This window comes from Bradyrhizobium sp. CW1, assembly GCF_023100665.1.
In the GTDB taxonomy this organism is placed as follows: domain Bacteria; phylum Pseudomonadota; class Alphaproteobacteria; order Rhizobiales; family Xanthobacteraceae; genus Bradyrhizobium; species Bradyrhizobium canariense_D.
Genome location: NZ_CP064684.1, coordinates 3,765,639 through 3,791,900, shown reverse-complemented (window position 1 = coordinate 3,791,900; position 26,262 = coordinate 3,765,639). Strand labels below are relative to the sequence as shown.

Sequence of the window (26,262 nt, the reverse complement as noted above, 5' to 3'; positions counted from 1 at the left end):
CGTCAGTGCGCCCAAGCACTTGGCTACTGTGCATGGGGTTGTTTTCGCGGTTTTTACTCGAGCTCGACCACCTGGCCGTTCGACAGCGACACGCGGCGGTCCATCCGGCCGGCGAGCTCCATGTTGTGGGTCGCGATCAGCATCGAGACCTTGGTCGCCTTGACGAGCTGCATCAGGGCCTGGAAGACGTGGTCAGCGGTGTGCGGATCGAGATTGCCGGTCGGCTCGTCCGCAAACAGCACCCGCGGAGCATTGGCCACCGCGCGCGCGATTGCAACGCGCTGCTGCTCGCCGCCCGACAGCTCGGACGGACGGTGCGTGATGCGCTCGCCGAGGCCGAGATAGCCAAGGATCTCCTTGGCGCGCTTGACGCTCTCGGATTTCTTGAGGCCGCGGATCATCTGCGGCAGCATGACGTTCTCCAGCGCCGAGAACTCCGGCAACAGCCGGTGGGACTGGTAGACAAAGCCGATGTCGGTGCGGCGAAGCTGGGTGCGCTCGATGTCGGGCAGTTGCGAGGTCGGCGCGCCATTGACGTAGACCTCGCCGGAATCAGGCGCTTCCAACAGACCCGCGATGTGCAGCAGCGTCGACTTGCCCGAGCCTGACGGCGCCACCAGCGCGACGGACTGCCCCGCCCACAGCGCGAGCTTGGCGCCGTCGAGGATCGTCAGCGGCACCTCGCCCTGCAAGTACTGTCGCTTTATCTCGTGGAGATAAATGACCGGTACATCTTCCGCCCCCTGCTGCTCCATCAGCCCCTCACTCGTACCGCAGCGCTTCGACGGGATCGAGGCGCGCGGCGCGCCAGGACGGATACAGCGTCGCCAGGAACGACAGCGTCAGCGCCATGATCACGACGGCCGAGGTCTCGCCGATGTCGATCTCGGCGGGCAGCTTCGACAGGAAATATAGCTCTGGCGAAAACAGTTCGGTGCTGGTCAGCCAGGACAGGAATTGCCTGATCGATTCGATGTTCAGGCAGATCACCAGCCCGACGATGAAGCCGACCATCGTACCGACCACGCCGATCGAGGCGCCCGTGATCAGGAAGATGCGCATGATCGAGCCTTGCGAGGCCCCCATGGTCCGCAGGATCGCGATGTCGCTGCCCTTGTCCTTCACCAGCATGATCAGGCCGGAAACGATGTTGAGCGCGGCGACCAGCACGATCATGGTGAGGATCAGGAACATCACGTTGCGTTCGACCTGGAGCGCGTTGAAGAAGGTCGAGTTGCGCTGCCGCCAGTCCACCAGAAACACCGGCCGGCCCGCCGCCTCCGTCACGGCCTGGCGGAACGCGACGATCTGATCCGGATTGGTGGTGAAGACCTCGATCGAGGTGACGTCGTTGCTGCGGTTGAAATAGGCCTGCGCCTCCGCGAGCGGCATGAACACGAAGCCGAGATCATACTCGGACATGCCGATCTCGAACACCGCGGCGATCTTGTACGGCTTGATGCGCGGTGTCGTGCCCATCGGCGTGACCGCGCCCTTAGGCGCCACCAGCGTGATGCTGTCGCCGGCGTGCAGCGACAGCTGGTCAGCGAGGCGCCGGCCGATCGCGACCCCCTGCCCGTCATCGAAGCCCTCGAGCGAGCCCTGCTTGATGTTCTTGGCGATCGAGGTGAGGTTGTTGAGGTCGTCGGAGCGGATGCCGCGCACCAGGACGCCGGAGGCGTTCCACGGCGATGACGCCAGCGCCTGGCCATCCACCACGGGCGCTGCGAGCCGAATGCCCTGGACCTGACTGAGGCGGTCGGCGACGTCCTTCCAGTCGGTCAGCGGCGATTCCAGCGGCTGGACCAGGATGTGGCCGTTGAGCCCGAGTATCTTGTCGAGCAACTCCTTGCGGAAGCCGTTCATGACGGCCATGACGATAATCAGTGTCGCCACGCCCAGCATGATGCCGAGGAAGGAGAACCCGGCGATGACCGAGATGAATCCCTCCTTGCGGCGCGCCCGTAGGTAGCGCCCCGACAGCATCCACTCGAATGGTGCAAAAGGCGCGGTTTGAACAGTTTCGGTCATGGTCTCATCCATCGCTCGATAGTCCCATGATTCGGGGTCAAATGTGGCCGGATTGGCGGCCGCGATCTCGGGCGATGAACAATATTCAGCCGACCAGCCTTATCAGCCCACAAGTCTTGCGACCGCGTCCGCAGGCGACATGGTCTCGCGGGCGCCGTCACTTCGCCGCTTGAGCTCGACCTTGCCGTCGGCGAGCCCTTTCGGCCCGATCATGATCTGCCACGGAATGCCGATCAGGTCGGCGGCGGCGAATTTGGCTCCGGCGCGCTGTTCGGTGTCGTCGTAGAGCACGTCGACGCACTTGGCGGACAGCTCCGCATAGAGCTTCTCGCAGGCCGCATCGACCGCGGCATCGCCCTGCTTGAGGTTGAGAATCGACACGCGGAACGGGGCAACGGCCTCCGGCCATTTGATGCCGGCATCGTCATGGCAGGCCTCGATAATGGCGCCGAGCAGGCGCGAGACGCCGACGCCGTAGGAGCCGCCGTGGATCGGCACGTCGACACCGTCGGGGCCTGCCACCAGCGCCTTCATCGCCTCGGAATACTTCGTGCCGAAATAGAAGATCTGCCCGACCTCGATACCGCGGGTGTTCACCCGCTTGTCCGCGGGCACTTCCTGCTCGAAGCGCGCGGCGTCGTGAACGTCTTCCGTCGCCGCATAGACCGACGTCCATTGCTTGATGATCGGCGTCAAATCGCTCTCATAGTCGACGTCCTCGCCCGGCACCGGCAGGTCCAGCACGTCGCGATTGATGAACACGCCGGATTCGCCGGTCTCGGCCAGCACAATGAACTCATGACTGAGATCGCCGCCGATCGGGCCGGTCTCGGCGCGCATCGGGATCGCCTTCAGCCCCATCCGCGCGAAGGTGCGCAAATACGCGACGAACATCTTGTTGTAGGCGACGCGCGCCGCGGCCTCGTTGAGGTCGAATGAATAGGCGTCCTTCATCAGGAACTCGCGGCCGCGCATCACGCCGAAGCGCGGACGCTGCTCGTCGCGGAATTTCCATTGAATATGATAGAGATTCAGCGGCAGGCTCTTGTAGGACTTCACATAGGCGCGGAAGATCTCGGTGATCATTTCCTCGTTGGTCGGGCCATACAGCAGCTCACGCTTGTGCCGGTCGGCGATGCGCAGCATCTCGGGGCCATAGGCATCGTAGCGGCCGCTCTCGCGCCAGAGGTCAGCGAGCTGGAGCGTCGGCATCAACAGTTCCAGCGCGCCGGAGCGGTCCTGCTCCTCGCGCACGATCTGCTCGATCTTCTTCAAGACGCGGAAGCCGAGCGGCAGCCAGGCATAGATGCCGGCGGCCTCCTGCCGGATCATGCCGGCACGCAGCATCAGCCGATGCGAGACGATCTCCGCCTCTTTCGGATTTTCCTTCAGAATGGGCAGAAAGAACCGCGACAACCGCATGGCAATACTCGAGGAATCAGTGATGACTTGCAGTGAAACCGGATTGGGAGCCAAAACACAAGACCGGGAATGAGGAAAACCCGCTAACACAGCGGAATTCCTGTCATTTTTCCGTCGACTTCAGATTCGACGTGATGTGCCGAAGAGCCCGATTCAGGGCGCCGCCACCTCAAGCTCGTCCTCCAGCGTGATCTTCTCGAAATCGCTCACCAGCGCGTCGATCCGCACATGCCAGCGGCCCGCAAAGGGCAGCTCGACCTTGCGCACGTGCCAGTAGCTGTCCGGCCCGAGCGAGGCGTTCCGCTCCATCGGCTCGATGCCGCGTTCGGGCAGGCTCAGCGTCAGCGTCACCTCCTTGGCCTCCAGCACCGCCCCCTCGCCAGTGATGAGCTGCAGCACGAAATCGTCGATACCCGCCTTACCCGGCGAGACCAGGATCTGAAACATCGCCCTGTCGGTGTGGATGTGGATCGCCAGCGGGGTCTCCGGAACGATCGTCCGCGGCGGCGGCGTGAAGCGCCAGCCGGCGACCACGGCGAAGATGCCGAGCGCGATGGCGCATTCGATCACGATCGAGCGCTTCAGGGCCGGCGCAGCCTTGTGATCTCCCGCGAGCGCCGGGGTCAGGCGGAAGCGGTTGAGCGCGGCAAGCGCCAACAGCACGAGGACCAGCGCGAGCTTGATCGAGAGGATGAGCCCGTAGCGGGTCTCGACCAATGCAGACGGATCCTCAAGCTGGACGATGGCGAGCGCGAGGCCGGTCAATGCGAGAACACCAACGACCGGCGCGGCGAGGCGAGAGAAGCGGTTCACGACAGGCAATGCCACGGCGGGCCGCTTCGATAACAGGGCGACCAGCGGTGCGAGGGCTCCAATCCAGAAGGCAACACCAAGACCATGGAGAAAGATTGCCGGCCGGGTCAACAGTTCGGGCGGTGCCGTAGCGGCGTGCCCGGTCATTGCCAGCGACAAGCCGACGCCGACGAAGGCAATAATGGTCAGAGCGCGCGCGCACCACGCGCTGCCTAGCGCCAGCAATGCGAACAGCATTGCAGCGACGGCCACGAGCAAGGCGGGGCCCGCGCTGGTCCCGAATGCCACTTTCCAGGGAGCCATCGTCGCGAGAGCCGACAACGGTAGCCCGAGGAGATCAAGCCCCAACACGCCAAGGGACACCACCGCGCTCGGGAGACCGATGGCGAGCGCCACACGCGGGACGGTTATGCCCGTCATCGACCACGCAACCCAGCGCGCAAAGAACGCGCCGCCGACGCCGACGAAGAGGCCAAGATAGAGACCGACCCGCGCCAGCCAGATCAGCACGTTCAATCCGCGATCGGCGTTTGCGGGAGGTTGCGTCCCCGTCGGCGTGCCGATAGAGAAGATCACCGATCCCGTAACGGGATGGCCGTCCTGCGAGATCACGCGATAGCTGACGACCGCCGTGCCCTGCGGCATGTCCATCGGCATCGCGACCGAGATGGTCTCGCCCGATGCGTTGACGCGCACATCATCCCGCGCCCTGCCCGCGCCGTCGATCAGCCGGATCGCGCCCGGCGTCACTGTCTCATTGAAGCGCAACTCCACCGCCTTCGGCGCGCTCGCGAGCATGCTGCCGCTCGCCGGCTCGACCGCGACGAGCGCCGCGTGCGCCGAGGCGCCGGTCGCGAAGCCGACAACGAGAAGCAGCGTCGCCAGCGCGGCGAGCAGGCGCATCAGGGTTTTGGCAGAAGTTTTACGCCCGGCGCCGGTGACTTGCCCTCGTGCGAATGCCCTGCCCCCTCCGCGGGGATCTCGATCCAGCGGCTGACGCCGGTCTCGCATTCCTGGACGACGGGGAAGTACAGGATTGTGTTCGGTTTGAGCGTGTCGGTCAGGGCCGTGTGCATGACGAACTCGTCATAGTTCTTGTCCGGCAGCTTACCGCCGGACCAGGTCACCTCCTTGACGCCGGACGAAAGCTTGTTGCCGTGATAGTCGTATTCGCTGGCATATTTGCCCTCGACCACGTCAACACTCCAGCCCGCCTTCGGCATCGGTTTCACCGCGATCACGCCTTCCGGGATCTGCACCCGGATTTTCACCGTGGGCGAGCCGGCGCAACCGTGCGGGACAGCGAAGACGGCCTTGTACGATCCCCCCACGGTTGCCTGCTTGCCTTCGAGGAAGACGTGCGCAGTCGCTGGCGTTGCCGCAAATACGCTCAGAACAATCAGCCAGGTTCGCTTCGACATATTGGATCTCCCAAAGGTCCAGATCATGCTCGTCACATCTTCATTCCAGAATGATCAGGCATTTTCTTCATCATGTGCCCACTGTCGCCGGGCGCCTGCGCGCCGACGCCCTGGACGTCGAGGGAAACGGCGACCTTGCCGGCCTTCTCGAACTGAAGCGTCACTGGCACCTTGTCGCCCTGCTTGAAGGGGCCCTTCAGCTCCTGGAGCATGAGGTGGTAGCCGCCGGGGGCGAACTTCACCGTCTTGCCGGGATCGATCACCAGGCCCTTGTCGAGCAGGCGCATCTTCATCACGCCGTTCTCCATCGCCATCTCGTGAACCTCGGCCTTCCCCGCGATATCCGCGGAAACGCTGACCAGCTTGTCGGCCACTGTGCCCTTGTTCTCGATGGTGAGATAGCCGCCGGCGACCTTGGCGCCGCCCGGCGTCGCCCGGCTCCACGGTTGCGAGATGACGAGATCGCCGGCCTTGATGTCCTCGGCCTGCGCGACGGCACAGGCGGTCAGCAACACTGAAATCGCAAGGAGAGTTCGTCCGATATTCTTCATGTTGATTGCCTCTTTCTCGATTGATCGGGCCAAGAATGGCCCTGCATTCTTGCGATCACTTTCCGCCGCCGTCAGCATCGGCATTCGGAATGCGGGCCTGCCGCGGAGCCGAGCATAGAGCGTCACCATCGATACCTCATTCCAGCGTATACTGCTCTTCCAGTACCCGGCTCAAACAATGCTGACGTCGCCGTCGCTCGATCGATGATGCTGGCGCTGGCTATGTAGGTCTTGTTGGTGAGATTGCGCCCCTCGATGTAGGCAGACATCGGGCCGCCATTGTCGAATCCGGCTTTCAATCCCAACAGGGCGTAAGGCTCTGTCGTCAGCGTGTTCATGCTGTCGACGAAGTAGGCCTGTGGCACCCATTCTACGTTGGGTCCAACATAGAAACCGGTAGGGTGCTTGTAGAGAAGCTCCGTGCGCAAATAGTGAGTTGGGGCTCCCGGCAATCGATTGTTTCCGAAGATCGGATCTTTGTCGAAGCGGAAGTCGTTGAAGGAATAGGCGACATTTAGCCAGATCTTGTCCGGCGCCGGGCCATTGACGAAGATGCCACGAAAGATGGCTGCGCCCGCGCCGGCCTCGACGCCCTGATGGATGGTGCGGTCGGCATTGGTCACATTGCAATTGCCGAAAGCACTATAGAGGCATTGCAATTCGTCGCGAATGTTGGCCCGGTAGGCCGTCAGTTCCCAGGCATAATCAGATCGCTTCATGCGAGTCCCGATTTCGTACGTGGTCGCAATCTGCGGGCGGATGCTGGTGAACGGGATCGTCGGAATGCCGAGACCGATCGCGCTTTCGCCGAAGCTCGGCACCTCGGCACTCCGCGAGACATTGGCGAAGGCCTGCCAAGCCGGATCGATTTGCCACAACAGACCGCTTTTCGGCGACCAGAGATTAAAGCGCGTCGCCCCCGATTGATCCCCGTCGCTGAGGAAACGATCCTGCCGATTACGGGTCGCGTACAGAAATTGCGTGCCGCCGATCAATGCAAGATTTGGAAGGACGTAGAAGCTGTCTTCGATATAGGCGGAGGTGTTCTCCGACCGATCGATCGAGGAAGAAAGCAGAGCGCCCTTCCTCCCGCCGATGTTGGCGAACTGCTGGTTGTCGATGCTGCCGTTCAGCACCTGGACGCCCGCGACCAACCTGTTGCGGAAGCCGCCAATGGTGCGGTCATCCGTGATCTTCGCGAATCCGCCGTAGTCCTTGCAACGGTAGTCCAGCCACTGGAAAATCGGATGCATCAAATGCCGATCGACGCCAAAGGCGCCGAATTCGACTTTGGTGTCATCGAAACGAACGGTGGTTTTGTTGGCGAGCCTGACAGTGTCGATATTGCGCTGCTGATCCATCGCAACATTCGCCGGTGCAGCAGCTTCCGGATTGGTCAAAGCGGACGTCTTGGTCACGGTACCCGGAATTCGCTGCCGCACCTCGTTGGCATTGAGGTAGAACCGTGTCTCGACATCCGCGGAGAACTGATAGCCCACATTACCGCTCAAACGGTTGCTCGAGCCGAAGCTGTGATCGCGAAATCCGTCTGCGGCCTGCGCGGAAGCGGTCACGAAACCATCCCACCGCCCGTTGACGCCTCCCGCGTTCGCCTGAAGTCGTTTGTAGCCGAATCCTCCGACATCGAAGGATACACCGTTCGGAAACGAGTCGCGGCCAGTCGGGGTCACAAAGTTGATCGCGCCCCCCAGCGAATTGGCGCCAAACTGAAGCGCATTGCCGCCCTTGAAGACTTCGACATATTTGTAGGCGCTCGGATCAATCTCCTGGAAATCGCCATAGCCATCCGCGGTGTTGATCGGAATGCCGTCCATATAGAGCTGCACGCCGCGCAGATGAAAATTGCGCGACAGGCCGGATCCGCGAATCGAAAGACGGGTGTCGTCGCCCCATTTGGGCTGGGCGTACACGCCGGGCACGTAATCCAGAACATCCTTGATCGTGTTGGACGGCGTCGAGTTCCTGTAGGCATCGGCCGAGACGAGCGCCACGCCGCCCGGAGTCTGGTCAATTTCCGCCAGCGCTTGTTGAGCAGTCAGAACCGTCAGGGCACCCGGAGCCCCTGCACTCTGGTCGCTCACGGTTTCCTGCGGTGATGGGGTCGTTCGCAGGCTTCGGGTGATGCGGGCCGATCGCGCAGAATTGCGTGGCGGTCGGACCGCCGGCGTACGCTTCTGGTGAGGCGCCTCAACCGTGATCGGCGGCAGCACTGCGCTGCTGTCTTGGGCAAAGGCTCCGCTCGACGACGCAAGCAGCGCGGCCTGAATGGCAACGACGCTCACGCCAAGGCGGGCATGACAACGTAACATGGGGCATTCCTGACGCCGGGCTTTCTCTCCGGCCATTCGACAGCATCAATCGCCTGCGGCGGACCGCGGCGATCACGAGAGTCGTCAGGAAAATTGAGGCGGGGCGCGCGCCTGGGCGTTTGTACCCTTATGGGCCGCGCCGGCGAATGCCTCCGCCGCGTGCCACACCACGCGCTGGGCGTGGCGCAAGGGAACGGAGAGTTCGGCGTGCGGCGGCGAATCGGGCGACGCGCCCACCTGCGCCAGGCAACAGAGGGCACACGTACCGGCATGTGCGACCGGCGTACCCGCCGGATCGTTCAGCCCGCCTTGCTCGCCTGCGCTGTGGCAGATGACGGCGGCGGACAGCGGATCGGCCACGGCCTGGCCGGCCGCCAGACAGGCGGCAATCGGCGCCAGCACCTGCATAACTAGGGCAAGCAGGACCAGAGGTAGGAATTTTTGCAGCCGTGCGCGCATCCGCCGAACCGTTTGTTCGTCTACTAACTAAACACCGGCGGATGGCCAAGTCGAGCCCGGTTCCGCCGCCTTCTTGGTCCCGCGCAAATTCCCCGGAAACTGTGGTCCGGCCGGCCCAAGGGAGGGGACCTCCGGGATTTGAGGCAGTCGAGACCTGGCCCATCCACAGATTTCTTATATTTGTCATACACTTATGCGGCCGGCCGTCCGATCATTTCGTCAATTGCTCGAATTTTGAACATTCGTTGCCGAAAATGATGACAAGTGAGAAAAGTTGATCTAGCATCCTTTTGCTCAGGCTGGCCGCGAGGTCGAAGTCTGGTGGTCCAAGTCTCGGGAGGAGCCCCTGACGCGCAAAATGCAGCGTCGCCCCGCCAATCAAGATCAAATCTTAGAATCGGGGATAATAGGGTCGACACAATTTTCGAGCGGGGCTAGGGCCCCGCTCTTTTTTTGTCTGCGGGGCTAAAGCACCGATGAATGCTTCTCCCAATCCGATCGAACAGAGCTTTGAACTTGCAGCCTCGCGCTGCACCGATCTCACGCCACACGTCTATCAACGGCTGTTCGAACAGCATCCCGAAACGCGGGCGATGTTCCGCACCCAAGGCAGCGAACTCGTGATGGGATCGATGCTGGCTCTCACGATCGAGGCCATTCTCGACTTCGCCGGTGATCGCCGCGGGCAATTCCGGCTGATCACATGCGAGGTCGTATCGCACGATGGCTACGGCACGCCGCGCGAGCTGTTCATCGCCTTCTTCACCGTCATCAGGGATACGCTGCGCGATCTTCTCCGCGATGAATGGTCGCCGGACATGGCGCAGGCATGGGACCGATTGCTCATCGAGATCGACGCGTTCGCCGGCGCCCCGGCCTGACGCTTTGCGCTGCACCAACACGGGCTCGCGGCGACCCCGCCGTTGATTGCGGATTGAGTGGTACCAACTCTTGTGAGACACTTTCGAACATCGGTCGCGCAATCAATGACGCGCCGAGATAGAATTGTATGGGAGCGAGCGATGTCCGGGACGAAAGATTTCTCGACGACGAGGCGCGATCTTCTTCAGGCGGCAGCAACCGCCGGCGCCGCGACTGCCATCCTCGGCAGCATAGGCATAAACCCCGCCCTTGCAGCCGAAGTCGGACGAAGCGAGAAGCCGCTGAAGGCGGCGTTCTCCAACGCGGGCCTCCAGGCGACCTGGTGCGCGCAGGGCAAGCAGGCCGCGGAATTCTGGGGCAAGCTGTTCAATGTCGAGGTCACCTGGTTCGACGGCCAGCTCGATGCCGTGAAGCAGCGCGCGGCGATCGACAACATGGCCTCGCAGAAATGGGACTTCGTCGCGATCCAGGCTTTTGGCATCGGCACGCTCACCCAGCCGGTGCAGAAGATGATCGACGCCGGCACGCCCGTGATCGACATGGACACGCTGATTGCGCCGCTCGACCAGATCAACGTCCACTCCTTCCTCGCCCCCGATAACGAGTTCATGGGCGCCTCGGTGACGCAGGCGCTGTGCAACGCCATGGGCGGCAAGGGCAAGATCATCATGACGCAAGGAGCCCTCGGCCACACCGGCGCGCAGGGCCGCGCCAAGGGCTTCAACAACGTCGTGAAGCAATTCCCTGGGATCGAGGTGCTCGACACCCAGCCGGCCGACTGGGATGTGTCGAAGACCGCGCGTCTCTGGGAAACCTACCTGACGAAGTATCCGCAGATCGACGCGGCGTTCTTCCACAATGACGACATGGCGCTCGCCGCCGCCAACATCATGAAGGCGCGGGGCCGCACCAACATCCTGATCGGCGGTGTGGATGCGATGCCGCCGGCGATCCAGGCGGTCAGCGAAGGCCGCATGTTCGCCACCGTGCGCAATCCGTCCTGCCGCATTCATGGCGGCGCCATCATTGCGGGCGTCTCCGCCGTGCCCGGCGGCGAAAAGAGCGGACAGGGCATCCCGAAGAACGTCGTCACCGACGGTCCGGTCGTGACCAAGGCCAACGCCGCCGGCATGCAGTGGATGCAGGATCATTTCCTGATCTGAGCCTCCATGCGAGAGGATCGTTCACCCATTCTGGAACTGCAGGGCATCACGAAGAGCTTCGGCGGCGTCGAGGCGCTTCGTGGTGTCGACTTCGCGCTTTCACCCGGCGAGATCCATGGTCTCGTCGGCGAGAACGGCGCGGGAAAAAGCACGCTGATGAAGATCATCGCCGGCGTGCACACCGAATTCTCCGGCCGCTTCCTGATCGACGGACAGGAGATGCATTTCCGGTCGGCCCGCGATGCCCACAGCGCCGGCATCGCCATGGTGCACCAGGAGCTCTCCGTCGCGCCCGACCTCACGGTTGCGGAGAACGTGTTTCTGGGCAACCAGCCGACCAACGCCCTCGGCCTCGTGCAATGGCGGCGGATGGCGCGGGAGGCCGGCGAGCAGCTCGCCCGCTTCGGCATCGACGTCGATCCGATGAGCAGGCTCGGCGACCTCCCGATTGGGCTGCAGCAGCTGATCGAGATCGCGCGCGTGCTGTTCTCCGGCGCGCGCATCGTCATCCTGGACGAGCCGACGTCCGCCCTCTCTCCGCCCGAGGTCGAGCGATTGTTCGCGACCCTGCGGCGCCTGCGCGAGGAAGGCACGGCGATCGTCTTCATCTCGCATTTCATCGAGGACATCTTGCGCGTGTCCGACACGGTCACCGTGTTCCGCAACGGGCGGAAGGTCGCGGAGACGGCAAGTGCCGCGACCAACAAGGGCGCGCTGATCGAGGCCATGATCGGCCGCGGCGGCGAAGCGCTCGAGCACAGCTACAGCGACGATTTGATGCTGCCCCAACCGAGCGACAGCTCGGTTGTCCTAAGGGTCGACCAGCTGTCGCTGGCCCGCAGCCTGAAGGACATCTCCTTCGAGGCGCGCGCCGGCGAAGTGCTCGGCATCTACGGCTTCATGGGCTGCGGCCAGCAGGAGCTGTCGCGCATCTTGTTCGGCAAGCTGAAGCCGGACGGCGGCACGCTCGCTGTCGAGGGCAAGCCCAAGACCTTCGCGAGCACGGCGGCGGCGCGGCGCGCCGGGGTGGCGCTGGTGCCGGAGAGCCGGCGCGCGATGCTGTTTCACCAGGAGCCGGTTTACAAGAACATCTCGATCAGCATCCTCGATCGCATCTCGGCGTTGCTGCTCAAGCCGGCGCAGGAGCGCGACATCGCAAAGCGCCAGGTCGAGCAGCTCCAGATCAGGCCGCCCGTGGTCGGCCTCGATCTCGGCATGCTCTCCGGCGGCAACCAACAGAAAGTCGCGCTGGCGAAATGGCTGACCTATCCGCCAAAACTGCTGGTGCTCTGCGAGCCCACTCGCGGCATGGATGTCGGCGCCAAGAACGACGTCATCAACATCGTCCGTGATCTCCGCGCCAGGGGGCTCGCGATCATCGTGCTGTCGACCGAGCCGGAAACGGTGCTGTCGCTGGCCGACCGCATCCTGGTGCTCAAGCGCGGCGCATTGGTGCGCGAATTCAAGAACGAGCCGGTCAGCAAGGACCGCCTGCTGGAAGCGGCGTGACGGAGAAGCACCATGGCAAGCAGTGACACGGCTTTGGCGGCGGGGCAGCGGACGCGAGGGCTTGCGCCCTTCCTGCGCTCGCAGATGCGCAACATCGCCCCGTTCCTGACGCTGATCTTCCTGTCCGGCTTCTTCGCGCTGGCCAGTCCGTCGTTCGCGACGCTGGACAATCTCGGCAACATCCTGACGCAGGTCTCCGTCACAGGCATCATCGCCGTCGGCCTCACCTTCGTGATCCTCTGCGCGGAGATCGACCTCTCGATCGCCAGCATCGCCAACGTCACGGGCATCGCGGTCGCCTACTTCACGCTCCAGGAATCCTACGTCAACATTCCCAACATTCCCCTGCCCGGCGCCGCGGCGATCCTGCTGGCCATTTTGCTCTGCGCGTTGCTCGGCCTCGTCAATGCGCTGGGGCTGACCGTGATCGGCATCCCCTCCTTCATCATGACCCTAGCGATGATGCAGATCGCGGCCGGCATCTCGGCGCTGCTGGTGCGCGGCCAGATCGCCTACAAGGTGCCCGGCGTGATCACCACGCTCGGCTCGGGTTCGATCGGCGGCATCCCATGGATCGTCATCGTCGCCGCGATCATGCTGCTCTTGGGACATCTGGTGCTGACCTACACGCGCTTCGGCCGCTACGTCTACATGGTCGGCGGCAACCGCGAGGCGGCCGAATATTCCGGCCTTAACGTCAAGCTCATCCTCGGCGCGGTGATGGTCATTTCGGCGGTGTGCTCCGGGATCGGCGGCATGCTCGGTGTCGCTCATTTCGGCAGCGCGCAGCAGAACGAGTTCGACACCTATCTGCTCGACTCCATCGCTGCCGTCGTCGTCGGCGGCACCAGCCTGTTCGGCGGCCGCGGCGGCATCGGCAACACCATCGTCGGTCTCTTCGTTCTCGGTGTTCTCAACAACGGCCTCGACCACGTCAACATCGACAGCTTCCTGAAAATCCTGATCCGCGGCCTGATCCTGCTGGCAGCGCTGGTGATCAATGTTTATGCGCAGCGGCTGAGGGAGAAAGCGGTGGAATAGCCGCCCCTCAAAACAAAAAGCGCGAAAACAACCCCATGCACAGTAGAGACTGTGAGGGAATTCAACGACTTACAAAAACCCGAAATTGTGTAGCTGCGACCGTGGCGGCATTTGACTCGTCGGGCAAAACAGGAGCAGGATGTCATCGTGGCAGCGGGCGCGGATGGGCTCAGGGTCGCTCCCCAAACTCCGTCATTGCGAGCGCAGCGAAGCAATCCAGGCTGCCGCCGCGGAAAGATTCTGGATTGCTTCGCTGCGCTCGCAATGACGACGTGACAGCAGGGGCAATCCAGCCTCACCTCGATCGCGGAGCATGAGAACGCGGCTTAGCTCTCCGCTTTCTCATCCGGCGCAAGCCGCGAGAACCGGAAATTGCAGTGGCTCGCACCGCCCGCTAACGTCTGTGTCCTTTCCAGCCGGATGCCTCGCGCTGCGTAGGCAACGAAATCGAGCCCGCAGATGTTCGGCAAAATGTCCTTGTCGCCATGGCGCGCCGCGAGTTTGCAGAAGCCGCAAGCCTTGTAGTTGATGCCGAACTCAAAACTGTCACCCGTATCAGGCTCGACGAAATCGTAGACGAAATCTTCCGGAAATTCGGTCTGATGGCTTTCAGTCGCGCTTCTTGCCGCCTGCTCGCGCAGCAAGGCCTGGTTCTCCGGCGACATGAATTGACGCCCTGAGGCGAGACGCTCCGCTTCAGGCGCGGTGAGCAATTGCGCCTTGTAGGTTTCCCGCTCGATCTCGCCGATCACAGGCACCGGCACGCCGTGGCGCCGCAGCACCCGGCTGATGGCCATAAAACCCATCAGACGCATGAAGAAATCGCTCATGCGGCTTGCCGCGCCGCCGACATAGGGCATTTGGATGAGCACGATTTCGAACTCGTCCATCACCTCGCGCCTGATCTCGTCGATCTCGGAAAGTTGCGCGCACTCACGCAACATCGCTTCGGCCAAATCGAGCCGATCGCGCATGGCGGCCTCCATTGCACCGCGATGCGCTTCGTAAAACGGATGGATGATCTCAGCCATGGGACACCCGATATGATTGGCTCATTGCAAAGTCGGCTGGTTCACTCCGCGGCGATCGCCTCGATCTCCAGCAGCCATTTGCTGTCGACGGTCTCGACGATCACGACCGTCAGCGCAGGCTGGTGTTCGCCCAGCATCGCGCGACGAATGGAGCGGTTGGTCACGAGTTGATTGCGGTCAGTCAGGAACTGTGGTGACCTTGACCAGATGCGCGATGCCAAGGCCGGCGGCAGCAAGCACCTCGATCAAATTGCGCCAGGCCTGCTCGCACTGCGCCTCGAAACCTTCGGGCACGGTGCCGTCGAGTCTCTCCGGCACCTGGCCGCTGATGAACAACAGGCGGCGATACTGCGTCAATTCAAGTCCCATGCAGTAGCCGCCGGCAGGCGCATGGACTGTTGCGGGATTGTGGCTGACGAGGTGAGCTGGGGGCACGAGGTTTCTCCGGATTGCGGGTCGGACCGTATCCGGCGCCATCACCGCTCCGCAAAGCATCATTGCTGCGGTTCAGCGCAAGAAAATCTATTGCAAGGCCACAGCCCATCAGTGTCAAAATGGAGCCCGATGACCTACGCCCTTCCCCCACTCAACGCGCTGCGCGCCTTCGAGGCCGCCGCGCGGCATCTCAGCTTCAAACTGGCCGCACACGAGCTGCACGTGACGCCCGCCGCCGTGGGGCAGCAGGTGAAGGCGCTGGAGGCGCGCCTCGGCGTGCAGCTCTTCGAGCGGCTGCATAAGCAGCTCGTCCTCACCGTCGCCGGTCAGGCCTATCTGCCCGGCGTCTCCGAAGGCTTTCGCCACATTGCGGAGGCGACCTCGCAATTGAAACCGGCAGGTGCGGTGCTGCTGCAATTGGGCATCCATGGCGGCTTCGACCTCCGCCGCCTCGACCTGGCGGCGTTTCGCAGCACGCATGCGGAGATCGGCTTGCGGGTGCTGCACCCGGCCGGCCTGCACGAATTGGTCGAAGGCAAGGTCGACCTGTTGCTCGCCCGCGGCCTCGGCCACCATCCCGGCTATCGCTGCGACCGGATCGATCAGGGATCGGGTTTGGGTGATTGGCTGGTTTCGCCTGAAGGCACCGCGGATTGTCCGGAGATCGTCAGTTTTCGCGCGTGGCTGCGTGCGCTGCCGGCGGAGAACTCGATAGCGAATCGCCGCCCTCGTCTGGTTGGTGGCAGACGATAGGCTCGACCGGCACGGAGGGTAACGGAGATAGAGCGACGCTCGCTGCACCAATTTCGTCACTTCGCCAACACCTCACCGCGTGCCCGTCCGCCCGCGTTTCAAGCACAGGCCCCGGCTCGCGCCGACACACAGCCTCCGCATACCGGCATCGCGGGCTGAATGCGCATCCGTTCGGCGGATTGAGCGGGTTGGGAAGGTCGCCCCCTGTCGTCGCCAGCGGCGCATGGCGCAAGGGATCGGGGATGGCGGCGATCAGGGCTTGCGTATAGGGGTGCGCGGGCCGTTCGAAGATCTCGCGCCAGTGGCCGTTCTCGACGATGCGGCCGAGATACATCACGGCGACCTTGTCGCTCATGTGTTCGACGACGCCGAGATCGTGGCTGATCATGATGTAGGAGAGGCCGAGCGTTTCCTTCAATTCCAGCAGCAGATTGATGATCTGGGCGCGGATCGAGACGTCGAGCGCCGAGACCGGTTCATCGCAGATGACGATCTTCGGATTGAGGATCAGCGCACGCGCAATGCCGATGCGCTGGCGCTGGCCGCCTGAGAATTCATGCGGGTAGCGGTCGGCCTGCTCCGGCCGCAGGCCCACATGCCGCAGCATCTTCGCGACGCGGTCCTCGATCTCGCTCTTGGCCGTGACGCCATGCACGCGCAGGGGATCTTCCAGCGTGCGGCGAACGGTCTGGCGCGGATTGAGCGAGGCGTAGGGATCCTGAAACACGATCTGCACGATGCGGGCCAGCGCCTTCCGATCGCCGGATGGTCGGTTGGTCACGTCCTGTCCGTCCAGCACGATGCGGCCGCGCGTCGGGGTCACGAGGCCAAGGATCGACAATGCGACCGTCGACTTGCCGGAGCCGGACTCGCCGACGAGGCCGAGGCATTCGCCCCGCTTCAGGGTGAGATCGACGCCGTCAACGGCACGGAGCAGCCGCCGGCCGCGCCCGAGCAGGCCGCCTCCGAGCGGAAAATGGACCGCGAGATCTCTGACGCTGAGAATGACATCGTCGTCCGGCCGTGTTTCAACCAAACTAGCTTGCGGCTCATGCATGGTGGTGACACCTGACCAGGCCGCCGGCGTCCAGCAAATCCGCTTCCGGCGGGGTGGTCCGGCAAATATCGGTCGCCTGCGCGCAACGCGGATTGAACCGGCAGCCGTTGGGGAAATTCGTGATGGCCGGGACCACACCCGCGATCTCCGTCAGGCGGGTGCGGCCAAGCGCTGCGCGACTGCCGAGCCGCGGCAGCGAGGCAACCAGGCCTCGCGTATAGGGGTGCGAGGGTGCCCGGAAAATATCGGCCGAGCCGCGCTCCTCGACGATGCGGCCGGCATACATCACGGCCACGCGGCGGCAGACATTGGCGACCAGCCCCAGATCGTGGCTGATCATCAGGATTGCGGTTCCCCGCTCGGCACACAGATTCCGCATCAGCTCGATGATTTCGGCTTGCACGGTCACGTCGAGCGCCGTGGTCGGCTCGTCGGCGATCAGGAGATCCGGACCGCAAGCGAGCGCGATGGCGATCATCACGCGCTGGCGCATGCCGCCGGACAGCTGGTGCGGGTAATCCTTCACGCGCCGCTCCGGGGCGGGAACGCGCACGCTCGCCAGCGCCTCGACCGCCAGTCTATCGGCTTCCCGCCAGCTCTTGCCCTTGTGCAGCACGAACATCTCGGCGATCTGCCGGCCCACCGGCGAGACCGGGTTGAGCGCCGTCATCGGCTCCTGGAAGATCATGGCGATGCGATTGCCGCGCAGATCCCGTTGCCTGGCGGCTGAAAGGTGCTGGATCTCCCGTCCCTCAAACCGGATGACACCGCCGCCGATCGACAACGGCTGCCGCAACAGGCCGATCAAGGCCAGCGCCGTGATGCTTTTGCCGCAGCCGGATTCGCCGACAAGGCCGAACGTCTCGCCGCGATCGATGCGGAATGAAATGCCCTCGGCCGCCGCAACGCGCCGCGATCCATCGTCGAGATCGATACGCAAATCCTCGACTTCGATCAGCGGCGTGCGGGTCATGTGCGCCGGCTCCGCGATTGCGGATCGAGAATGTCGCGCAGGCCGTCACCGAGCAGATTGAGGCCGAGCACCGTCAGGAAGATCGCAAGGCCGGGAAACACCGAGAGCCACGGCGCGGTCGTGATCTGATCGCGGGCATCCGACAACATGCTGCCCCAGCTCGGAAACGGCGGGCGGACGCCGAGGCCGAGGAACGACAACGCGGCTTCGGACAAGACCGCGCTGCCCATGCCGAGCGTGCCGATGACGACGATCGGCCCTAGCATGTTCGGCAGCAGCTGCGTGATCATGATGCGGAGATCGCCGTAGCCGAGCACGGTCGCGGCCTGCACATAGCCCTGGCTCCTCAGCGACAGCGCCGAGGCCCGCGCGATCCGGCACGTGAAGGACCAGTTGGTCAAGCCGAGTGCGATCAGCAGGCTGGTCAGGCCGGGACCGAGCACCGCCATGATGGCCAACGCGAAGATCAGCGAGGGGATCGCGAGCATGAGATTGGTCAGGCCGTTGACGACATCGTCCCACCAGCCGCCCCAATAGCCGGCGCTCAGGCCCAACGCGACGCCGATGACGCTATTGATGAGCTGCGAGACGATGCCGACCGTCAGCGAAACCCGCGCGCCATAGACGACGCGGGAATAGATGTCGCGGCCCTGGTCGTCGGTGCCGAACCACCAAGTCCAGCTCGGAGGCTCTTCCGCGTTGAGCAGATTGGCGTCGAGGACAGGATCGGTATGCGCCAGCCATGGCGCGAGCAGGCCGACCAGGATCGCAAGCGCGAACAGCGCGCCACCGATGATGAGATTGGCGCGGAGCTTCATGCGTATCTGATCCTGGGATCGATCACGCCGTAGAGCACGTCGATCAGCAGATTGATAGCGAGAAAGGACAGCACCACGACAAGAATGGAGCCCTGGACGGCCGGAATGTCGCGCTGCAGGACACTGTCGACCAGCAGCGAGCCGATGCCCGGCCAGGAGTACAGCTTCTCGACCACGACCGCCTGCCCCATCAGCGCGCCGAACTGCAGGCCAACGGTGGTGAGAATGATGACAAGCGCGTTGCGCATCACATGCCACTTCACGACTCGGGTCTCGCTCATGCCCTTGGAGCGCGCGGTGCGGACGAAATCCGCGGTCATGATCTCGAGGACCGCGGCGCGTGTCGTCCGCGCGAACAGCGCCATCGGCGAGACGCCGAGCGTCACGGCCGGGAGGATCAGATATTTCAGTCCGCCATCGCCATAGCCGAAACTCGGCAGCCAGCCGAGCTTCAACGCGAACAAGTACATCAGCACCAGTCCGAGCCAAAATTTGGCGATCGAAAGGCCTGATACCGCCACGACCATGGCCAGCGTGTCGACGATACCCCCCGGCTTCAGCGCGGCGATGAAACCCAGGGGAACACCGATCACGACGGAAAACGCCATGGCGGTGAAGATGAGCTGGAGCGTCGGCCATATCCGCTTGGCGATCATGAACGTCACAGGCTCGCGCGTCCGGAACGACGTTCCGAAATCACCGGTCGCAAGCTTGGCGATGTAGGCGCCGAAGCGGACATAGACGGGATCGTCGAGCCCGAGCTGCTTCTTCATGCGCAGCTCGACCTGCGGATCGGCATCGTCGCTCATCGACGAGACGATGCTGCCGGGAACGACGCTGAACAGCACGAACACCAGAGCCACCACTGCGAGCACGGTCGGAATGGTCTGCAGCAGGCGGCGGAACAGGAAGGAGAGCATCGGCACTTTTCCTCTCTCCCTCCGTCGTTCATGGCGACGGAGGGAGCGCGAGAGCGCGTGTCACTTCGCGGGCGAGGTCTCGTCGACCCAGAGGTCTTCGACGTTCTGATGGGTCAGTTCGGTCGCATTCAGCTGAACCCCCTTGAGCCACGGCTGCACGGCCATGACCGCCTTGTTGTAGTTGAAGAACCAGACCGGCGCCTCTTCGTAGAGAACAGCATTGGCCTTCTGCAGCAGCTGGGTACGCTTTGCAGCGTCATCGGACTGCCCCGCCTCGTCGATCAGCTTGTCGAACTCGGCATTCTTGAAGTTCATGTAGTTGCAGGCCGACTGCGGTGTCGATGAGTGGAAGCATTTGAGGGCGGCCTGCGGATCGGGTCCGGTCGCCTGCGAATAGACAAAGGCCTGGTAGTCGCCGCTGCGAACCACCTCCGCCAGCACCGCGGTCTCGACCTGCTTGACCTTGGCCTTGATGCCCACCCTGTCCAGCATCGGGATCACGGCCGAGACGATCGGCAGACCCCAGCTCTCGTTCTGGCTGGTGGTCCATTCGAATTCGAAGCCTGAGGGATAGCCGGCGTCGGCGAGCAGCTGCTTGGCCTTGGCGGGATCGAAGGCGTAGGGCTTCATGGCCTTGTCGTAGGCGGTAGAGGTGAGCGGCAGCCAGCTGGTGGCCCGGTAGGCCTTGCCCTTGACCAGCTTGTTGATGATCAGGTCGGTGTCGATCGCGTAGTTGATCGCCTGCCGGACCCGCTTGTCGGCGAACGGCTTGAACGCGGGATTCATCCCCATGTAGCGGGTGAAGACCTCGGCGACTTCCACGACCGTGCCCTTGAGGTCGGCGTCGTTCTGATAGGCGACATATTGCGCCGGTCCCAGCACCGAGGTGTCGATCTCCTTGTTGCGGAAGGCGACATCGCGTGCCGCGGCCTCCCCCATGACCGACACGATGATCTTGTCAGCGTAGGGCTTGCCGGGCTTGTAGAACCGATCCCAGCGCTCCAGAACGATGCGCGACCCCGGCACGTGCTCGACGAATTTGAAGGGTCCAAGACCGATCGGCTTCTGGAGAAAGCTCTCCTTGGCGGCCTCGTCGGCGGGATAGATCGACGTGATCGCGTTCCAGAAGTAGAAACCTGGATCGACCTTCTCGGTCAGCTTCATCTCGAAGGTAAAGTCGTCGATTTTCTTCAGGCCGGAGATCTCCTTGGCCTGGCCCTTCTCGACCGCCGCCGCGCCCTCGATCACGCGGACATAGCGCGCACCGGGATAAGCCTTGGTGCCGTCCATGATGCGGTTGTAGGTCCAGATGATGTCGTCGGCCGTCATCTTGCGGCCGTTGTGGAAATAGGCGTCGTCGCGCAGCTTGAAGGTATGAACGAGGCCTCCGCCCGAGACGACGTCCTCCTTGGCAAGCTCCAGAACCGGCTTGCCTTCCGTGGAATTCCAGATGTAGAGCGACCGGTGCAGCGCCTTGGCGTAGATCTCGTCCTGGGCGCGCTGCGTGGTAAGAATGTCCAGGCTGGTGAAGCTCGAGCCATAAGGCGCGGTCATGCGGATGGTTCCGCCCTTGCGCGGCGTCTGGGCCTCCGCCGAGGCCACCAGTGCCAGCCCCAAACCCGCGATGATCGCCACTATCCTGAACATCATGGTCCCTCCGACAACGCAGCGTGCTCTGGTCCGAGAGTTGACCATCCACGGCACGTCGAGCGCAAGCGTCTTGAAGGGGTTGACGTATGCGAGCGTCGCGCGCGGGCCCCACCGATTTGCGCAGAAGCCCGCTAGAACTCCGGCTGCCAGTCGCGCAATTTTCGCGCTGCAGCGGTGACATCCGCGATGGTCGGAAACGCCCCCACCTCGAGCATCATCGCCCTTGCCAGCCTGACGGCGCGTGCTTCGCTGATCGCGCGCCGGCGCGGATCCTCGATCAGCTCGAAGTCGATATTGTGGGCGAGGCCGAAGATGCGGCGGATGGTTTTTGCCGCGGCGAAGCCGACCGTGTCCGCGAACAGCCGCTGCATGTAGGCCTGCCGCTCGGCTTCCAGCCGTGCCGCGCCTGTCTCGCCGGCGAACAGTGAGGCGGGATAGGCATCGCCTGCGGCGCCAGCGCGCCAGAGCTCGAGGAACTTTCGCGTAAAATCGTTCCAGACCGTTTCCACCGTCTCCAGCACCCAGGCCTCGAAAGCACGCCGTTCGCCCGGCGTGCGCTCATGCCCGGCGGAGGCAAAATAGGCCATCAGGAGGTTGGCCAGCACGGCGCCGACATCGAAACCCATCGGGCCGTAGAACGCGAATTCGGGGTCGATCACCCGCGTCTCGCCGCCCGTGACCATGATCGAGCCGGTGTGCAGGTCGCCGTGGAGCAGCGCCTCGGGGCTCGCCATGAACTTCAGCTTCAACCGGGAGATCGCGACGTGGAGGTCCATATCCTCGCGAAGCTCTGCGGCGAGCGCATCGAGATACGGCGCAGTCCAGCGGTTCTGCTCGGCGACGCGGTAAGGATCGGTGAAGATCAGATCCTCGGTGATCTTGCACAGCGCATGGTTGCCGGCGAAAGCTGCGATGCCCTGCTTCTTCTCGGCCGCCGACACCGCGAGGTCGGAGGTGAAGAACAATGTCCGCGCCATGAAGGTGGTGATGTCATCGACAAAGCGCGGATACTGCGAGCCCGCAACCATCCCCTTGCGCATGATGATGTGGGGCTCGAGCAGCTCCATCACCGTCAGCGCCAGGGCCTCGTTGTGATGCAGCAGCGCCGGCACGAGGCCGGGCGCGAGCTCGGCCTGCCGCGACAAAGCGAGATATTCGTAATGAGCCCGGGACAACGGCAGCGGCCAGCTCTCGCCGACGAGGCGGACATAGGGCAGCGCCTGCTTCACGGCGATGCCGCCGCGGCCGCCCTTGACGATGAAAACGAGATTGAGATTGCCGTCGCCGACTTCGGTGATCGACCAGGAGGCCGGCTCGCCGCCGAGGGTCGCGGCGAGATCCGCAACGCCCGCGAGATAGTCCCGCAACGCCGCCTCATGCAAAATCCGGTAGTCCCCCTGCCCCTGCGCCATGACGATCCCATCCCATGCTTGGCATGGCCGAATCGTTACTCCCGCTCCAGGAAGCTCGAGCCGATCTCGGCCTTTCTTTTGATCGGATCGTAATCACAATAGACGCTGTCCGCCACCAGCGTGTAGCTGGCGCTGACGGTGTATTTGTCTGTTTTGACCGAGTTCAGGCCGATCACCGCGGTGCTCTTGCCGCCGTTCCATTTGAATGGGGTCGAGCTCTTGGCCTGCTCGCAGGCGATCACGGCCTCGTTGAAGACATAGCCCTCGACGAACGCCTTCAGGGTGCGCACCTGCACGGCCATCTTCCACTCGAAATAGCCGATGGCGCCGAGACCGGCGACGATCAGCACTAGAAGCGCGACGACGATCCTCTGAAAAGTCATTCTTCCCCCAACCAAGCCAACCACGAAATTAAAACGGCATGCCCATCAATTTCGACAGGCGCTCGATCGACAAATAGCCGGCGTGATAGGCGACCATGGCGATCCCGTAGATGACCGCCGAGATGATGGTGGTCCAGATCAGCTTGCCCCCCATCCGCGTCAGGATCGGCGCGCCGGGGTCGCTGCCCGGCACTCCGACGCCGTCCTCGTGCTGGCTGCGCACGCCAAACGGCAGCGTCAGGAACAGCGCGACCCACCAGATGACGAAGTAGATCGCGATCGCGGTTGATATCTGGATGGCCATGGCTTCGGCCTATGCCTGCTCGATTTCGACCAGCGCGCCGGAAAAATCCTTCGGGTGCAGGAACAGCACCGGCTTGCCGTGGGCGCCGATCTTCGGCACGCCGTCGCCGAGCACCCTTGCCCCCTCCTTCACCAGCGTGTCGCGCGAGGCGATGATGTCGACCACCTCGTAGCAGACGTGGTGGATGCCGCCGTCGGCGTTGCGGTCCAGGAACTTTGCGATCGGCGAGGCCTCGCCGAGCGGCTCGATGAACTCGATCTTGGTGTTGGGCAGCGTCGCGAACACCGTGGTGACGCCATGCTCGGGCAGCGCGACGGCCTCCGAGATCTGGGCCCCGAATGCGGTGCCATAGATTTTGGCGGCCTTGACGGCGTCCTTGGTCGCGATCGCGACATGGTTGAGCCGGCCCAGCATGTTTCTCTCCCGTTACACTGTCAGCACATGTACCAGACAGGGGGGCTTTTTGCCCCAATGTTCGTTGATCACGGAGCGGACAGCGCGTCGCACCGACTCCGCCAGCGCATCCGGGTCGCGACGGCGCGCCTTCGGCAGGCCCTCGACGGTGGAGACCACGGCGTCGAAGACGAGGTCGTCGAAGGGCTCGCCCGCTTTGTTCTTCTCGGGGATACCGACGAGTTCGACCGCGGGATCGTCGGCAAGCTCGCCCTGCTCCGTCATGGCGATGGCGACAAAGGCGCAGCCGGAGAAGGCCATGCGGCGCCGCTCGCCCACCGCGCGGGACTTGGAGTCCTCCAGAATCGTGCCGTCCTTGTAGAGACGGCCCGCAGGCACTTGCCCAATGATGCCGGGATCGCCGGGGCCGAGCTTGACGAGATCGCCGTTGCGGCAGACCAGCACGCGCGGCACGCCGGCGGCACGCGCGAGCTTGGCGTGCTCGTTCAGGTGCAGGGCCTCGCCATGGACGGGGATCAGGAGCTGCGGCCTGGTCCAGGCGATCATGTCGCGCAATTCGTCGCGGCGGGGATGACCGGAGACATGGACCAGCTGGTCGCGGTCGGTGATGACCTCCACGCCCTGCAAGACCAGGCCATTGATGATGGCCCCGACCGCCTTCTCGTTGCCGGGAATGGTGCGCGAGGAGAAGATGACGCTGTCGCCACGGTTGAGCGTGATCTCGGGATGGTCGTCATTGGCGATGCGCGCCAGCGCGGCACGCGGCTCGCCCTGGCTGCCGGTGCAGAGCGCCAGCACCTTGTCCTGCGGCAGATGACCGTAGACCTCGGCGGAGCGGAAACTCTGCACGCCGTCGAGATAGCCGGTCTCGCGCGCGACCTGCACCACGCGTTCCATGGCGCGGCCGACCACGACGACCTCACGGTCGGCGGCCTTCGCAGCGATGGCGACGGCCTTGAGGCGCGCGACATTGGAGGCAAAGGTCGTGACCGCGACGCGGCCCTTGGCGGCCTTGACGAGCTCGGTGATGGAGCTCGCAACCTCGGCTTCCGAGGGTGAGCGGCCGTCGCGCACGGCGTTGGTGGAATCACCGATCAGGGCGAGCAGGCCCGCATCGCCGAGCTCCCGCAGCCGCTTTTCGTCGGTCGGGCGGCCGATCATCGGGGTCGGATCGATCTTCCAGTCGCCGGTGTGCAGCACCGTGCCGACTTCGGTGTGAATCGCCAGCGCATGCGACTCCGGAATCGAATGCGCGACCGGGATGAACTCGACGTTGAACGGACCGATATCGACGCGCCCGCCCGACGGCACCACCGTCACCGGGATCTTGGGCGCATTGCGCTCGGCGGCGCACTTGGCCTCGAACAGCGCGGCGCTGAACTGCGTCGCGTAGATCGGACATTTCAGCTTCGGCCAAAGGTCGATGATGGCGCCGAAATGATCCTCATGGGCGTGGGTCAGCACCAGCCCCATCAGATTCTTGCGTTCCTTCTCCAGGAAGCTGACGTCGGGCATGATCAGGTCGATGCCCGGCAGATGCTCCTCGTCGCCGAAGGAGACGCCGAGATCGATCGCCAGCCAGGCGCGCTGCTGGCGGTTGCCGAGGCCGTAGATCGACAAATTCATGCCGATCTCGCCGACCCCGCCGAGCGGTGCAAATACCAGTTCTTCAGGCTTCGCCATCACGCAGCTCCCACGGAGGCGGCCGTGCCGAAGAACACCTCGCCCGCGGCGACCGGCACGCGCCGGCCCTCCACCGTGCGGACGATCAGGCAGCCGGTGTCGTCGATCGTGTCAAAAATGCCGTCCAGCGTCATCACTCCCGTGTGGATCGCGACCCGCTCGCCGAGGCCGGCGGCGCGCTCCAGCCACAATTTGCGAATTTCGGCAAAGCCACGGCCATTGTCCCAGATACCGCGGAATTCCACCCAGGCATCGGAGAGCGCCGAGAACAGCTCCTCCGCGCTGATCTGGACGCCGAGCGCGGCCAGCGACACCGCAGGCGTCGGCGTACCCTCGGGCGCGGCGACGACGTTGGTGCCGATGCCGACGACGATGGCAAGACGGTCGCCGATGGCTTCGGCCTCCAGGCCGATGCCGACCAGCTTCTTGCCGCCGGCCAGCACGTCGTTCGGCCATTTCAGGGCGTAGCGGGGACGGCCCTCGCCGAGGCGCAGTGCAGCCTCCAGGCTAACCTTCTCCAGGGCGGCCTCCTCGGCCAGCCCGGCCGCAAAGCCGATCGTCGCGGCGACGGAAGGGGCGACGTCGAGGACTTCGAGGACGCTAGCTGCAAGGTTGCCCTTGGGTGCGATCCAGGGGCGCTGACGGCGGCCACGGCCGGCGGTCTGCTCCGACGTCACGAACCACATCGGGCCGCGTTCGCCGCCCCTCGCGTGCTCGATCGCCTCCGTGTTGGTCGAGCCGGTCCGTTCGAAAGCTGCGAGCTTGTAGCCCGCCGACGCCGCACGAGGACCGAGCGCGAATGCCATC

The 26,262-nt window shown here is 63.8% G+C and carries 25 protein-coding genes and 1 pseudogene; 5 read left to right on the top strand and 21 right to left on the bottom strand.

The window, feature by feature from the left end; genetic code table 11:
• Positions 1 to 53: 53 nt before the first annotated feature.
• From IVB54_RS18600 to IVB54_RS18565, 8 genes are all read right to left on the bottom strand, one after another.
• Entirely contained in the window at positions 54 to 755 is a 702-nt protein-coding gene (locus tag IVB54_RS18600) for an ABC transporter ATP-binding protein (protein WP_018455056.1), read from the bottom strand.
• 7 nt (positions 756 to 762) lie between these two features.
• Positions 763 to 2,043 (bottom strand): lipoprotein-releasing ABC transporter permease subunit, encoded by a 1,281-nt coding sequence (locus IVB54_RS18595; protein ID WP_018455057.1) that lies wholly within the window; start codon positions 2,041 to 2,043, stop codon positions 763 to 765.
• A gap of 90 nt (positions 2,044 to 2,133) precedes the next feature.
• Entirely contained in the window at positions 2,134 to 3,453 is a 1,320-nt protein-coding gene (gene proS, locus IVB54_RS18590; protein ID WP_018455058.1) for a proline--tRNA ligase, read from the bottom strand.
• Between the two features lie 153 nt (positions 3,454 to 3,606).
• On the bottom strand, positions 3,607 to 5,169 hold the full coding sequence (locus IVB54_RS18585) for a CopD family protein (RefSeq protein ID WP_018455059.1): 1,563 nt from the start codon (positions 5,167 to 5,169) through the stop codon (positions 3,607 to 3,609).
• Positions 5,169 to 5,687, bottom strand: coding sequence for a YcnI family protein (locus IVB54_RS18580; protein ID WP_018455060.1), 519 nt, complete (start codon positions 5,685 to 5,687; stop codon positions 5,169 to 5,171). Before IVB54_RS18580 ends, IVB54_RS18585 begins: the two co-directional genes overlap by 1 nt.
• A gap of 32 nt (positions 5,688 to 5,719) precedes the next feature.
• Entirely contained in the window at positions 5,720 to 6,238 is a 519-nt protein-coding gene (locus IVB54_RS18575; RefSeq protein ID WP_026232867.1) for a copper chaperone PCu(A)C, read from the bottom strand.
• A gap of 122 nt (positions 6,239 to 6,360) precedes the next feature.
• A complete protein-coding gene (locus IVB54_RS18570; RefSeq protein WP_247777430.1) occupies positions 6,361 to 8,568 on the bottom strand; it encodes a TonB-dependent receptor in 2,208 nt (735 codons plus the stop codon).
• An 84-nt stretch (positions 8,569 to 8,652) separates the two neighbouring features.
• Positions 8,653 to 9,027, bottom strand: a complete 375-nt coding sequence (locus tag IVB54_RS18565) for a DUF2946 family protein (RefSeq protein WP_026232869.1) — start codon at positions 9,025 to 9,027, stop codon at positions 8,653 to 8,655.
• Between the two features lie 476 nt (positions 9,028 to 9,503).
• Here IVB54_RS18565 and IVB54_RS18560 point away from each other — a divergent pair, with 476 nt between their 5' ends.
• The 4 genes from IVB54_RS18560 (at position 9,504) to IVB54_RS18545 (ending at position 13,622) form a co-directional block, all read left to right on the top strand.
• Positions 9,504 to 9,908 carry a globin gene (locus tag IVB54_RS18560; protein ID WP_018455065.1) on the top strand — a complete coding sequence of 135 codons (405 nt, stop codon included), beginning with the start codon at positions 9,504 to 9,506 and terminating at the stop codon, positions 9,906 to 9,908.
• A 141-nt stretch (positions 9,909 to 10,049) separates the two neighbouring features.
• Positions 10,050 to 11,072, top strand: coding sequence for a sugar ABC transporter substrate-binding protein (locus IVB54_RS18555; protein WP_247777429.1), 1,023 nt, complete (start codon positions 10,050 to 10,052; stop codon positions 11,070 to 11,072).
• A gap of 6 nt (positions 11,073 to 11,078) precedes the next feature.
• On the top strand, positions 11,079 to 12,581 hold the full coding sequence (locus tag IVB54_RS18550; RefSeq protein WP_018455067.1) for a sugar ABC transporter ATP-binding protein: 1,503 nt from the start codon (positions 11,079 to 11,081) through the stop codon (positions 12,579 to 12,581).
• Positions 12,582 to 12,593: 12 nt separating this feature from the next.
• Positions 12,594 to 13,622: an ABC transporter permease gene (locus IVB54_RS18545; RefSeq protein ID WP_026232870.1), complete on the top strand. Its 1,029-nt coding sequence runs from the start codon at positions 12,594 to 12,596 to the stop codon at positions 13,620 to 13,622.
• Between the two features lie 326 nt (positions 13,623 to 13,948).
• Here the strand turns inward: IVB54_RS18545 and IVB54_RS18540 are convergent, their stop codons facing one another.
• Positions 13,949 to 14,653 carry an L-2-amino-thiazoline-4-carboxylic acid hydrolase gene (locus IVB54_RS18540; RefSeq protein WP_018455069.1) on the bottom strand — a complete coding sequence of 235 codons (705 nt, stop codon included), beginning with the start codon at positions 14,651 to 14,653 and terminating at the stop codon, positions 13,949 to 13,951.
• Between the two features lie 41 nt (positions 14,654 to 14,694).
• Positions 14,695 to 15,088, bottom strand: a pseudogene (locus IVB54_RS18535) (RidA family protein).
• Positions 15,089 to 15,217: 129 nt separating this feature from the next.
• Here IVB54_RS18535 and IVB54_RS18530 point away from each other — a divergent pair.
• Positions 15,218 to 15,841 carry a LysR family transcriptional regulator gene (locus tag IVB54_RS18530; protein WP_026232872.1) on the top strand — a complete coding sequence of 208 codons (624 nt, stop codon included), beginning with the start codon at positions 15,218 to 15,220 and terminating at the stop codon, positions 15,839 to 15,841.
• Here the strand turns inward: IVB54_RS18530 and IVB54_RS18525 are convergent.
• The 11 genes from IVB54_RS18525 to IVB54_RS18475 all read right to left on the bottom strand — a co-directional run bounded on the left by IVB54_RS18525 (position 15,756) and on the right by IVB54_RS18475 (position 26,261).
• On the bottom strand, positions 15,756 to 16,898 hold the full coding sequence (locus IVB54_RS18525) for an oligopeptide/dipeptide ABC transporter ATP-binding protein (protein ID WP_051112980.1): 1,143 nt from the start codon (positions 16,896 to 16,898) through the stop codon (positions 15,756 to 15,758). The two genes, IVB54_RS18530 and IVB54_RS18525, sit on opposite strands and share 86 nt — an antisense overlap.
• A complete protein-coding gene (locus tag IVB54_RS18520; protein ID WP_018455073.1) occupies positions 16,891 to 17,871 on the bottom strand; it encodes an ABC transporter ATP-binding protein in 981 nt (326 codons plus the stop codon). Before IVB54_RS18520 ends, IVB54_RS18525 begins: the two co-directional genes overlap by 8 nt.
• Positions 17,868 to 18,689, bottom strand: a complete 822-nt coding sequence (locus tag IVB54_RS18515; protein ID WP_007603580.1) for an ABC transporter permease — start codon at positions 18,687 to 18,689, stop codon at positions 17,868 to 17,870. The genes IVB54_RS18520 and IVB54_RS18515 overlap by 4 nt, the downstream gene beginning before the upstream one ends.
• On the bottom strand, positions 18,686 to 19,609 hold the full coding sequence (locus tag IVB54_RS18510; RefSeq protein WP_085384783.1) for an ABC transporter permease: 924 nt from the start codon (positions 19,607 to 19,609) through the stop codon (positions 18,686 to 18,688). The genes IVB54_RS18515 and IVB54_RS18510 overlap by 4 nt, the downstream gene beginning before the upstream one ends.
• Before the next feature lie 60 nt (positions 19,610 to 19,669).
• Entirely contained in the window at positions 19,670 to 21,256 is a 1,587-nt protein-coding gene (locus IVB54_RS18505) for an ABC transporter substrate-binding protein (RefSeq protein WP_039799326.1), read from the bottom strand.
• A 134-nt stretch (positions 21,257 to 21,390) separates the two neighbouring features.
• Complete coding sequence (gene mtnK, locus IVB54_RS18500) at positions 21,391 to 22,671, bottom strand: S-methyl-5-thioribose kinase (protein WP_018455076.1); 1,281 nt, start codon at positions 22,669 to 22,671, stop codon at positions 21,391 to 21,393.
• A gap of 35 nt (positions 22,672 to 22,706) precedes the next feature.
• The gene (locus IVB54_RS18495; protein ID WP_007603574.1) at positions 22,707 to 23,054 is read right to left on the bottom strand and encodes a hypothetical protein; all 348 of its coding nucleotides are present in this window, start codon (positions 23,052 to 23,054) and stop codon (positions 22,707 to 22,709) included.
• A 28-nt stretch (positions 23,055 to 23,082) separates the two neighbouring features.
• Entirely contained in the window at positions 23,083 to 23,358 is a 276-nt protein-coding gene (locus IVB54_RS18490) for a DUF1467 family protein (protein WP_018455077.1), read from the bottom strand.
• 9 nt (positions 23,359 to 23,367) lie between these two features.
• Complete coding sequence (gene mce, locus IVB54_RS18485) at positions 23,368 to 23,772, bottom strand: methylmalonyl-CoA epimerase (protein WP_018455078.1); 405 nt, start codon at positions 23,770 to 23,772, stop codon at positions 23,368 to 23,370.
• 12 nt (positions 23,773 to 23,784) lie between these two features.
• Complete coding sequence (locus tag IVB54_RS18480) at positions 23,785 to 25,455, bottom strand: ribonuclease J (RefSeq protein WP_247777427.1); 1,671 nt, start codon at positions 25,453 to 25,455, stop codon at positions 23,785 to 23,787.
• Positions 25,455 to 26,261, bottom strand: a complete 807-nt coding sequence (locus IVB54_RS18475) for a biotin--[acetyl-CoA-carboxylase] ligase (RefSeq protein ID WP_247777426.1) — start codon at positions 26,259 to 26,261, stop codon at positions 25,455 to 25,457. The genes IVB54_RS18480 and IVB54_RS18475 overlap by 1 nt, the downstream gene beginning before the upstream one ends.
• Position 26,262: the final 1 nt, after the last annotated feature.